Raw genomic sequence first — 11503 nt, 5'->3', positions numbered from 1 at the left:
TACGACCAGCGGGGCTGCAGTCATCAGAACCGAGCTCGAAAAGATGACCAGAACCAAGAGGGTAATGCGTCTAAAGAAACTGCATGATCAGGGTAACCATGCAGTTTATGGCAGTCCCTGCACAAAGAAGAAGGATGTGGGTAATCACCACTTTCTTCATGACAACCAACTGAGGGACTGCCTTGCAAAGTTTCTGCATGACAGGCACCTTCAAGGCGTTGAAAAACTGTCAGTCAGCAGGGTCGAGCCAAACCCGGATGCACACCTGGGGAGTCTCTATTTCGAATTCGACAATGGACATATGAACGACGATCAGTTGATCGAGAAGATTCAAAAGAACTATTCCGGTCATGGAGCCTATCGAGTGATATTTATCATGAGACACCGATACGACGATCCGGAAGGGGAACAGAAGAGACTTGATAAATTATTTCATATCGTCAAAAATACGCTGTATCGAAAGCCTAATCGGATTTGGGCAAACACGTACAACGGTTTCCTTGAGACCGGAAGGCTTTATAACTATCGCATGGAGGAGGCAGTTTTATGAATGAACTAATATTCCCCCAAATGACCCCTGTTAGTGCAAAGGTTTTGATCTTGCTTCCAATATTTTTTCTGATCGGCTTTGGGCTTGCTTATGTAATTGACAAAGCCAATAAAGGGCCTAAATTCGGACTTAAACTTTATCTCGGGAGTGGATTTCTGGTTATGGCAGCGTTATTTATGGCAATGGAAGACTTTATAAAAATAAAGCATTATGTCGTCATAAACCGGGCAGTCGAATTCGTATCTGATGGACTTTTTTTATTGTTTTGTGGTTTCGTAGCTTTTATTACTATCTTTTTTGCTCAATCCACGAAGAAATAGCGGCTTATAGGAATCAGCATTACGCATTTCACATTGATCCTTAAGACATCTTTTCGGATGCGTCATACTTGCGCCGTATGATCTCACATGCTTACCCCTTATACCCAAAGACCACCCTTTCTTCAGATTGCATACTGATATCGCATTAATAACATACTCCCCAGAGCAAGCCTGCGGACTGTCAAACAAATATAGACAACTCATCAATTATTCTCGCCACAAACGGCGGCGAATTAAACTCTATAGAAATTATATTATTATTCTAATAATGGGGCTGTAACCGGCATGTAACCTATTGTTTTAACAAGAATCAGACAGTTATAAGCAAACAACCCAATGAAAATCTATTCGAGGGTATTTATTAAGGCATAACCAGGATAGCATCTACAGAAGTGTTGCATTACCAGGACAAAGCGTCATCGATATTTCAAATAGATGAGCCCATATGAATTCGAAAAGGCATGTTGCCTGAGATACTTTGCGAGCATCTAACGGATGGATGGCATTTTAATCCCCACCCTCTTAAAAACTTCATGAATAATAAAATCCACATCAGTTTCTGAGTAGTTATACTTTTCCGCTTTCTTTCTTAATAAGTCATAAGCTTGCTGAGGAAATGTATCATAGGTCCCCAGTTTCTTTGAAATCTCTTCAAACTTTGTTATATGGCCATACAATTCATCTAAAAGTGTCTCATATTTCTTAGACTTGGGCTTTGTTCCTTTAATAAGGATATCTTCAACGCTATGGAAGAGGGAAAACAAGTGGTTTTCAATTGATCCTCTTATGGGCACATAGTCTAATTTAGTGCATAGTTCGATTATCATGGTTGGGTTATTGTATGAAAGCCTTATAAAGTTATTTACATCAGCATTAAAAGTGTCCCCGTGCTTATTTTTTATCATATTGATATTTTGTATGAGATTGGTAATTTCGTGTTTGTCCGATACGGCAATACTCCCCGTCCCCACGATTATCTTAACCATAGCTATCAGATTGGCACTGGATACCCAGCAGAAGTAGTCTATAATCCTACCCTTAAAATCCATCTCCTTCATATCCGCATAAGCCCTGTGAAGTAGCCCACTCGGCACTTCCAGATCGTTTATCTTTACCGTCTTTCCAATATGAAAACTCCCTAACTTCTTGAGTATGGGGGAGTAATAACTGTAATTGGCAATGATTTGCGGATATATATCTGAAAAACTCATTTGATAATTATGACATTATTTTATTTTATTTTCAAACATTTCTTTTTGCATATTTATGCAAATTATTTTGTTGACTTATGCATATTTCTTTCGTATATTTATATTAATAATACGAAAGGAGGCATCATGCAGGTTCTAACTGTAGTCCAGTCTCTCAAAGTAACCGATGCTCTATGCGGAGGTGAAATCCTTCATGCCCACGGACTTTATGCCACTGTTCAAAGTGGCAGAGTAAACTTTCAAAAACAAGCCAACAAACTCTCAGACCTCGGAACAATTGAGAGGAAAGACGGTTTCTACCGCACCCTCGACTGTCGTTCTGAATTCGGTGAACACGCCCGCCTTCTGACCAGGGCTTTAACCAATCTTCTTAAACTTCCAAAAGTCCATTCTCATATTCACAGGGAAATAAGCATTTCTGAAATCGGCTTGCGTCCAGATGCTATCTGCCTGATAACTAAAGATAACCAGGGGCTCTGCTTAATTCTCGAAGTTTGTAATAATGAGACCGAGCAGTATCTGCAGCAAAAGGTGAACACTTGGAAACACTGGGATCGTTCACTCGAATTCCTGTCTGACCTATTTCACTTTAAGATCCCCCAGTTTCATATCGCTGTCGCCGGAGACACCCTCATTGAGGGGACCATACCGTTCAAATCAATTCTGGAGGAGATTTCATGAAAACTATTGTCGCAGCAATCTGCTTTCTCGTTGTGATCGTCGCCGTCGGCATGGCAGTTAAGGAGAAGATGCCGACTTCTCAGCCAATTCAGCAGCCGGTTGTTCAGGAAAGAGTTATTGAAAGAATCGTAGAGAAGCCAATCTTCATTGAAAAACCAGTTGAAAAGGTAGTGGAAAGGGTAGTCGAAAAGCCTGTTCAACGAGTAGTCGAAGTACCTGTTGACCGGTTTGCCGATAGACCAGTAACCAGGCCGGTGCCGAGGTATTATCCGGCGCCAATGTACAGACCGACTTACGCTTCCCCATACAGGGGAGAAAGGAGGCATCATGTGGTTGTTTACGGCGGTAACAGGGGCTTTCATCCTCGGCATCATTATCGGGGACGCCATCGGTAGGAAAAGAGCATATGCAAACTTTATCCAGTTTCAGAGCTACAACGAAAACGCCAGAATCCTGGCAATGAAAGGAGAGCGCCATGTTTAACGACCTGATGAAGAAGGACAATGAGTTAATGGATTTTGGAGGAATGAATCCCATGCAGATGATGATGCAGAAGATGTTACTTCCCCAGACAAAACGCATATCGCCGGACGCGAATATAATCACACGCAAATTACACAAAGGGAGGCAGAAGGATTTTGCAGAAATAGCCCGGTACGAAGCTGAAGCATTGGATTACCAGGCCAGGAGTTTCAATCTCATGATGGATGTATTTGAGAGAATGGCTACATTCAGTGACAGGATTAAGCTCCAGCTTATCGAGATGGAGCATCAAAAAACCATGATGACTCTGGCGGAGAAGAAAGAGCAGGCAATAATTATGGGAGTAATGCTGGACAACGAAATCAAACAGGGAACACTAAAAAGGATGGGTATTGAAGAGGAAATCATGCGGGCAAAAAATGACCTTGAGGGTGAATTGACGCGGGCCACCATAAGAAAAATGGATGCAGAAGAGGAAGCCCTGCGGTTAAAGATGAAAAGGGAGGATGAATTGATGCAGGCAAAGATAAATCAGTTGAACATAGATAACAAACTCTCCGAACTTGAATCACAGATTAAGACAAAGGACATGGAAGCATACATGAACAGGAGCTGACATGGAACTTCAAAGGCTGACAATTGGTCTTAATGATTCTTTTCGCGTCTATATTGATGGTGAGGACAGGTATACAGGTGGCTTACTGATGGGTAAAAGCGGAACTGGTAAGAGCACGGAATTTGAACAATTCTGGTATCAGGACAGCTTGTATCCTGTTGCAAAGATTCTGATTGAGTCCTCAGACCATCTGGCTAAGAAATGCTATTCCATCTCAAAGGGCAATGCCAATTACTGCTCTCTGGATCATCCGCTCTCGCTCAATCCTATGCAGGCCCCTTATAACCCGAACCAGATCAGCGACATTATCGCCGAGGCACTGAACCAGGTGATCAAGATGACAACAAGCAACGAAAATTTGACAGTGAAAATGCGAGGAATATTAGATGAGGCTGTCAAATGGTGTCTCCAACGGAACAGAAAAAGCCTCATTCATGTCCGGGACTGCATATTAAACATGAAAGAAGATGGAGTCACAAGAGAGGGCATCCTCCATCGTATCAACTTCCTGATCAATGATGAACGGATTCAGCCGATCATTTGCGGCAACAACTCAATCGAATGGGGAAAGCTGATTCAAAAAGGTGAATCTTTCATACTGGACGGATTCGGGATGTCACGTGAAAAGATGATTTTTGTCGGCAATATTATCAGCCATGGAATCAAGAACTATTTCATGTATGATCGCCCTCGGGAGTATAAACCCCTTGCAATGTATGTCGATGAGGCTCATAACTTCGTCAACTTTAATTTTCTTTCAATCCTGAAGGAGGGGCGCAAGTTCAAGCTGAGCTGCCTCATGGCCACGCAGGACTTTGCGACTATTGATGAAAAACTCGCCCGCGTCATGGCAAATGTTGGGACGCTGTTGTCTTTCCGTGTCGGCTATCGTGAGGCTCAATTGCTGGCTCGTGAAATGGGGTTTAAAACAGATGAACTTCAGAATCTCGAAAAGTACCATCTGGCATATCGGACACCGAAGGAGAGAGGTATTGCAAAGGCTCCTCGGCCACCGTTTTACAAACAGCTTGACGTCAAAAAGGTGGAACCCAAAAGTGCTCCAAAATCGAAGTGGTTTGTTTTGGAGCCTATTGGGTCCTACCTCCCGGCTAAGGACTATGAACCACAGGCCGGTGGTCTCTGCTGATGCTCATGGATACAGAGCAAAAATCCCGCTGTACAAGAAAGTACGGCAAGCAGCAAAGTCATGGGAATCGTGTGTGGTGGAGACGAGAATATCTCAAACCTGGCACGGAGGAGAGATGTTTCTCCAAAGGACTAACTTCTAATAGCTCGCCCCTATTAAGGGGCGAGCTGAACAACATCAACTCATTTTAATAACGGAGAAGAACATGATTATAAAGAGAAACGGACAGATAATCTGTATCGAATGTTGGGGATGCAAGGAGATAGATAACTGCAATACTCCTTGTGACTCAATAATAAATGAATCTTACAGGCAGTATGAGGGTGAAGAAGAAATGGTAGAAGCGGAATTCGAGGATGTAGACAAAGATCGCCCCAAGAAGAAGGATGGGGACGACATGCCAACATTTACAAACTGCAGCAACGAAGAATGCAAAAAACAGATGTACATGATAAGTGCAAAATTGTACAAGCAGACTTGCGAGATAGACCAGCTAAAAGAAGCCCTGTCTGATAAAACATCAGCAAAATTATCATTCTGGGAAAAAGTCGGTGGAATTATTAACCGCTGAAGAGGTCGCCCTTATTCTTAGGTCGTCCCGGTGGTTCGTATATAAACATTACGAGGCACTTGGAGGCTTTAAGATAGGCGCACTTGTGCGCTTTGAAAAGGAGCAGTTATTTAACAAATTAAAGGAGGTGATAGAGCGTGGCGTTATACAAACACCGCCAGAAATGGATGTACGACTTTGTGAAGTTGGGAGTGAGATTCCGCAAGGGAGGATTCAGAACGGAGGAGGATGCAAAGATAGCAGAGGCAGAAGCAAGAAAAAAAATAAAGGGGATAAATACGACCTTTTTAAAGCTCATGCAGAGCCGTCTCGAAGAACTGGAAACGAGGAGAACTGATAGCTGGTTCCAAGAAAACAAGCGTCTCCTTGATAAGGTAAACGAACTTTGGGGACAGAAAAAAGAAATAACACGTCAGGACGTTGAAAGTTTCTTGAACAAGGTTGCGGAGGGTTTTTATGAGAACCCTCAGAGAAAGAAACGGGAGACTAAACGCTACCAGTATGCAAATAGTTGTCTTAAAATGATTCGGGCTTTATTCCGCCACGGAATCGAAAGGGAAATCTGGAACGATGATCCGACGGAACGGATCAAGAAATTTCCTGTTTCAAAGAAGCGGAAGTATATCCCATCCATTGATGACATCAAAGCGGTACTGTCAGCAGCAAAACCAATGGATCGGCTGTATCTTTTGATCGTCATTCACACGCTGGGGAGGATATCCGCAGTCAATCACCTGAAATGGGAAGATGTTTTTCCCGACTATCTTCTCCTCAAGACAAGAAAAGCGAGAAACAGCGACTTAAAGGAAATCAGGATACCGATGAACGCAGTTCTCAGGGAAACTCTTGAACAAATACCTCAAGGGGGAGAGTTTGTTTTTATGAACAAGAAAACAGACAAGCCCTATGTTTATCGGAGCAAGTTGCTGAAGACTGTTTGTGAGAATGCCGGGGTTAAACCATTTTCGTTCCATGCATTCCGACACTTCGGAGCAAGTTACTTGGATAGCAAGGGAACGCCCTTGACGACTATCCAGCAGTTATTGGGGCATGAACGGGCCACCACAACCGATTATTACTTGCAAAGTATTAGAGGAAGCATTAGTGATGCAATTAAGCTCCTGGAGGATTTGAAGTGAGGCTGATAGCTGAGTTTTACTCAGAACATGAACAAGAAACAGATAAAACGTCGGCGCACTAAAGCCGCAGAAAGGAGAATTCAAAATCGACAGAAATTTATGAGACTTTGCTTCGCAGGTTATCAGTTGAACCAGTATCAATGACGCCAAAACTCCCACCGCCTCAAAATAATATGCTATAACCCATTATAACCAAAAGGAAATTCAGGTAGTAAATGTTGAGGGATGCCGGATTAGAAGGCAGTTGCTCTATCCAACTGAGCTACAGGCGCATACGGGAAACAGTGAGCATTGATTATAAGAGGTTAAGAAAAACCGTGTCAAGAATTCGTTGACACAATGAATGGTTTACGCACCGATACCGGTTACTACTCTATGGGCGGTCAGCTCAGCTGGGAGAGCGCCACGTTCCCCTGCCAGAGGGTAAAGCAGCGGGAAGTCGGGGGTTCGAATCCCCTACCGTCCACCCGTTGCCGGAGATGGCGTCTGCGTTGAAATCGCATCAGGGCTGACAACCGCTGCCGGCTTTTTTTGATCAGGATAAAGCAGAATTATACTGATCCTCCGGTTGCGGGGATCGTTTGGATTGTCCTTGATCAGCGGATCAGTAGCGGCATAGCCCGCGACTCTGCTCAGTCTGTCAGGATTTAAACCATTTTTTTCAAGTTCCTTCCGCGCAATAGACGCCCGTTCCGTAGACAGCTCCCAGTTGGTGTACCGGTTTGACGAATAGCTGAGAGCATCCGTGTGGCCCTCAATCGCTATTTTGTTTTCATTATCATTAAAATTCTCTGTTATCACCTTCAAGATCCGCTTTGCCTCAGGCGTCAGTTCAGCTCCTCCCAGGGGGAACATCAGTTTTCCTTCCTTATCGGTCAGCTGGATTCTCACGCCACCCTCAAAAACATCGACCAGCACCTGATCCTTGACATCAGCGAGCTTCGATTCTATTACGCCCCTCAGCTTATCCTTGAACTTTTCCGGAGTATAGATCTGAGGATCATCGGTAGCTCCTTTGCCCATAGACTTATCCATCCTTCCAAAGCTGCCGCCTGAGTCACCAACAGCACCTCCTGGCTGGTCAAGCATCATGGAAGTTCCTGCCTTATCGAAGATATTGAACGATTTGAAATAAGTCGAGACTCTTGCCCTCTTCTCGGGTGAAACCATGCTCAGAAGCCACAGAAGCAGAAAGAAGGCCATCATCGCAGTCACGAAATCAGCATACGCCACCTTCCAGCTGCCGCCATGGTGACCGCCGTGCCCACCCTTCTTGACCCTCTTGATGATGATATTTTTCTGGGCCTTCATTATTTGCGGATACCCTTTTCGAGTTCCAGAAAGCTGGGGCGGTCCTGCCCTGATATGGCCCTTCTGCCAAGCTCTACTGCCATCTGGGGAGCAGCGCCGCCCACAAAGGCCACCAGCGAGACCTTGATAACTTCAAAATAGACTCCCTTTATCTTTGCCTGGTTTTCGAGGTTCGTCGCAATAGGCCCGACAAAACCGTAACAGGCAAGCACGCCGAGAAAGGTCCCGACCAGTGCCGCGCCAATGCTGTGGCCCAGCACCGAAGGCGGCTGATCAATCTTTCCCATGGTAAGCACAACACCCAGAACAGCGGCAACAATACCTAATCCGGGAAGCGCATCCGCAACCTTGGTAATGCTCTCCGACGGTATCATCTCGACATGATGATGTGCGCCGATATCGACGTCCATGAGGCTTTCGAGTTCATGGGGAGGCATGTTCGTCGTGATCATCACCTTCAGGTTATCGCAGATGAAATCAAGGGCATGGTGGTTGGCGATTACTGACTTGTATTTGCTGAAAAGAGGGCTCTTCTTCGGATTTTCGATGTCAGCCTCGATCGATATGAGCCCGTCTTTGCGAATCTTCGAAAATATGGTATTCATCAATGAAAGCAGCTCAAGATACTGGGCCTTTGATATTGCTCCGGAGCCAAAGATTGAACCCACACTCTTGAAGACCAGCGGAACAATACTGCCGGGAGAGGCAATAAAAAATGCCCCTAATGCCGCACCAAAAATAATGACATATTCGGCAGGCTGAATCATGACATGCAGGTTGCCTCCTTCCATAAGAAAGCCGCCTATGACTGCCGCCAGAACCAGTGCTACACCTATACCTGCAAACATGGATTACCCCTCATTACTGCTGATATCGTAATTACATACCGTCATACTGCTATTTTAATGGAAATTCTATGGTAAATGTTGTCCCTTCTCCTACGGTGCTCTGCACCTGTATCGTACCACCATGCTCAAGCACTATGCCATACGATATGGAGAGCCCCAGTCCGGTTCCCTTGTTCACCGGCTTGGTAGTATAGAAGGGGTCAAAGATCTTCGCCATATTCTCTTTGGGAATACCTATGCCATTGTCAGAGATACTTACCATAATTCTCTCTTTTCCCTTGTCATATGAAACATTGATAACGATCCTGCCGTTTCTTCCGCTCTCCGCTATTGCCTGTTCAGCGTTCATGAGGATGTTTAGAACCACCTGCTGGACCTGCTGCGTATCGAGATAGGCAAGGGGCATATTCTCCTGGTACTCCCTGATAAGCTCCATGTTCTGTATCCTGTGCCAGTAGGCCCTCAGCTCGACCGTCTTGTCGATAATGTCATGGATATAGCCAAGGCTTCTCTGCGTTGCCTGCTGCCGCGAAAAACAGAGCAGGCTGTCGATAATCACCTTGCACCGTTCGGCTGACCGGTAAATCTTATCAAGATCCTTCTTTACTGCCTCATCCTGCAGCTTCATGCCGAGCAGTTCGGCATATCCGAGAATTCCGGTCAGCGGGTTATTCAACTCATGGGCAACGCCCGAAACCAGTCTGCCAAGAGACGCAAGATTGTAGGTGTAGTAAAGCTTATTTTTGAGGTCAATCAGTTCGGTGATGTCTTTCATCACGTAGACATATACCATCTCTTCATCATAGCGCGCCGGGAAGACGCTGAGCACAAAGGTGCTCTCTTTTATGGTGATCTCTTTTGATATGATATTCTCCGCAGACTCAGCCCCTGTCGCAAGCGTCTCAGGCTGCGGGATCTCAAAACAGAGGAGTTCATTCACATTGAGCCCTATGATCTCTCTCGGATGCTTCTGAAATTTTTCTGCAAAAGAGAGATTCGCCTTCCTGATAATATGGTCACCGCCGATCACGAAGATATAGTCCCTGACCGCATCAATCGTAGTCTGCCAGTGCTCCTGACTCCTGATGATCTTCTCGACAAAATCGCTGTCTATCCTTGATGGGACTTGTTCAGTCATAGGTATCTGCTTATCTCCGCTTTCCATTCGTAACGCTCAAATGCTATCTGCCACTGCTCAGTATAATAATGTCAACTCTGCGGTTCTTTGCCCTTCCCTCAGGACTGGCATTGGCTGCCTTTGGTTTGAACTCAGCGTACCCTGCTGCCGCAAACCGCTCGGGCGGCAGATTATAGGTAACCAGAAGATAACTCAGAACAGTCGTTGCCCGGGCCGTCGAAAGGTCCCAGTTTGAGGCAAAGCGGCCGCGGGAATCGGCTATGGGAATATTGTCCGTATGCCCCTCAATGACTACCTTGTTCGGCAGTTTTCTCAGGACTGCAGCGACAGCGCCAAGCGTTGAATGCGCATCCTGCATAAGACCTGCCTTGCCGGCTTCAAACAGAACATTGTCCCCGATCGAGAGGACGATACCGCGCTCGTCATGGCTGATCTCAATATCTTCCTTTGACGGTAATGGCTCAACCCGGGACCTCAGTTCCTGTTCTATCGATAGCGTCTCAGGGGCAACCGGCACGATCCCTTCTATGACCGGTTTCACGGTCCTGGCATCTTCCGTTTTAAAGGCAGATTTCATGGAACCGGTGAACATCCTGAGCTTTCCTGAATCCACCTGACTGATGGCATACATGGTTGTGAAGAAGGCAAAAAGAAGGGTTACAAAATCGGCATAGGAGACAATCCAGCGGTCCGGATTGTCGTGATCCTCAACGCGTCTTTTCCTCATTATTGGACCTTCCTCTGATGCTCAGAGATAAAACCTGCCAGCCTCTCCCGCAGATAGTGGGGATTCATGCCCGACTGGATGCCAACCACGCCTTCAAGGATCATTTCACGCAATGCCATTTCGTTATTTAGCCTGTTGATCAGCTTTTTTGAGATCGGAATCAGCAGGAGGTTTGCAGAACCGACACCATACACCGTGGCCACAAAAGCTACGGCAATGCCGGCACCAAGCCTGGAGGGATCTGAAAGGTTCTCCATCACCTGCATAAGACCCAGCACAGCGCCCAGGATGCCGATCGTTGGCGCAAACCCGCCCGCAGTATCAAATATTTTGGCAACCCGTCTCTTCTCTTCTTCGTAGGTCATGTTCTCCTGATCAAACGTATCTTTCAGAGTCTTGGCAGCCATACGATCAACCGCAAGCATCATAACCCTTTTGAAATAAGGATCTTCTATGCGGGGTATCTCACGATCAAGGACAACAAGGCCGTTCTTCCGCACAAGGTCCGAGTACCGGATAATATCTTCGATGAATTGCTGCGGATGGACCGGCTTCTCATAAAAGACAGCTTTGAGTGCCATAATCGCATGGAGCACATCGCGGGTAGAAGAACTCAGGAGTGTAGCGCCGAGAGTACCGCCAAAGACAATCAGGGCTGCGGTAGGCTGCAGAATGGAACTGATTTTGCCGCCCTCAAGATAATTACCGCCGATGACCGCAACAATACCAAGGAATATTCCTATAAGGCTCGTGCGGTCCAT

The 11503-nt window shown here is 45.7% G+C and carries 14 protein-coding genes and 1 tRNA gene; 9 read left to right on the top strand and 6 right to left on the bottom strand.

The features are described 5' to 3' along the window. On the top strand, positions 1-550 hold a 550-nt coding region (locus tag HZB31_15380), incomplete at its 5' end, for a hypothetical protein (GenBank protein ID MBI5849304.1). Continuing rightward, positions 547-870 (top strand): hypothetical protein, encoded by a 324-nt coding sequence (locus HZB31_15375; protein ID MBI5849303.1) that lies wholly within the window; start codon positions 547-549, stop codon positions 868-870. The genes HZB31_15380 and HZB31_15375, both read left to right, overlap by 4 nt. A gap of 488 nt (positions 871-1358) precedes the next feature. Here the strand turns inward: HZB31_15375 and HZB31_15370 are convergent, their stop codons facing one another. Beyond that, positions 1359-2081 (bottom strand): hypothetical protein, encoded by a 723-nt coding sequence (locus HZB31_15370; protein ID MBI5849302.1) that lies wholly within the window; start codon positions 2079-2081, stop codon positions 1359-1361. A 126-nt stretch (positions 2082-2207) separates the two neighbouring features. On the opposite strand from HZB31_15370, the gene HZB31_15365 reads away from it, so the two are divergent. The 7 genes from HZB31_15365 to HZB31_15335 all read left to right on the top strand — a co-directional run bounded on the left by HZB31_15365 (position 2208) and on the right by HZB31_15335 (position 7184). Then, the gene (locus tag HZB31_15365) at positions 2208-2762 is read left to right on the top strand and encodes a hypothetical protein (protein ID MBI5849301.1); all 555 of its coding nucleotides are present in this window, start codon (positions 2208-2210) and stop codon (positions 2760-2762) included. Then, positions 2759-3157, top strand: a complete 399-nt coding sequence (locus HZB31_15360) for a hypothetical protein (protein ID MBI5849300.1) — start codon at positions 2759-2761, stop codon at positions 3155-3157. Before HZB31_15365 ends, HZB31_15360 begins: the two co-directional genes overlap by 4 nt. 80 nt (positions 3158-3237) lie before the next feature. Further along, on the top strand, positions 3238-3861 hold the full coding sequence (locus HZB31_15355) for a hypothetical protein (GenBank protein ID MBI5849299.1): 624 nt from the start codon (positions 3238-3240) through the stop codon (positions 3859-3861). A gap of 1 nt (position 3862) precedes the next feature. Beyond that, positions 3863-5008 carry a hypothetical protein gene (locus HZB31_15350; GenBank protein ID MBI5849298.1) on the top strand — a complete coding sequence of 382 codons (1146 nt, stop codon included), beginning with the start codon at positions 3863-3865 and terminating at the stop codon, positions 5006-5008. Positions 5009-5213: 205 nt separating this feature from the next. Beyond that, a complete protein-coding gene (locus HZB31_15345; protein ID MBI5849297.1) occupies positions 5214-5579 on the top strand; it encodes a hypothetical protein in 366 nt (121 codons plus the stop codon). A gap of 137 nt (positions 5580-5716) precedes the next feature. Beyond that, positions 5717-6718, top strand: a complete 1002-nt coding sequence (locus HZB31_15340) for a tyrosine-type recombinase/integrase (protein MBI5849296.1) — start codon at positions 5717-5719, stop codon at positions 6716-6718. Between the two features lie 377 nt (positions 6719-7095). Continuing rightward, positions 7096-7184: transfer RNA gene (locus tag HZB31_15335), tRNA-OTHER, on the top strand. On the opposite strand, the gene HZB31_15330 is transcribed toward HZB31_15335, so the two are convergent. Genes HZB31_15330 through HZB31_15310 form a run of 5 tightly spaced genes read right to left on the bottom strand, consistent with a single transcriptional unit; the run spans position 7175 to position 11503 of the window. After that, positions 7175-8029, bottom strand: coding sequence for an OmpA family protein (locus HZB31_15330; protein ID MBI5849295.1), 855 nt, complete (start codon positions 8027-8029; stop codon positions 7175-7177). The two genes, HZB31_15335 and HZB31_15330, sit on opposite strands and share 10 nt — an antisense overlap. Continuing rightward, on the bottom strand, positions 8029-8877 hold the full coding sequence (motA, locus tag HZB31_15325; GenBank protein MBI5849294.1) for a flagellar motor stator protein MotA: 849 nt from the start codon (positions 8875-8877) through the stop codon (positions 8029-8031). Before motA ends, HZB31_15330 begins: the two co-directional genes overlap by 1 nt. A 49-nt stretch (positions 8878-8926) precedes the next feature. Beyond that, on the bottom strand, positions 8927-10015 hold the full coding sequence (locus tag HZB31_15320) for a PAS domain S-box protein (GenBank protein ID MBI5849293.1): 1089 nt from the start codon (positions 10013-10015) through the stop codon (positions 8927-8929). 43 nt (positions 10016-10058) lie between these two features. Beyond that, a complete protein-coding gene (locus HZB31_15315) occupies positions 10059-10742 on the bottom strand; it encodes an OmpA family protein (GenBank protein MBI5849292.1) in 684 nt (227 codons plus the stop codon). Then, positions 10742-11503, bottom strand: a complete 762-nt coding sequence (locus HZB31_15310; GenBank protein ID MBI5849291.1) for a flagellar motor protein — start codon at positions 11501-11503, stop codon at positions 10742-10744. The genes HZB31_15315 and HZB31_15310 overlap by 1 nt, the downstream gene beginning before the upstream one ends.

It is taken from the genome of Nitrospirota bacterium (genome assembly GCA_016235245.1).
In the GTDB taxonomy this organism is placed as follows: Bacteria; Nitrospirota; Thermodesulfovibrionia; order Thermodesulfovibrionales; family UBA6898; genus UBA6898.
Note: the sequence above shows the minus strand (reverse complement) of the source record. Positions and strands in the feature narration are given on the sequence as shown.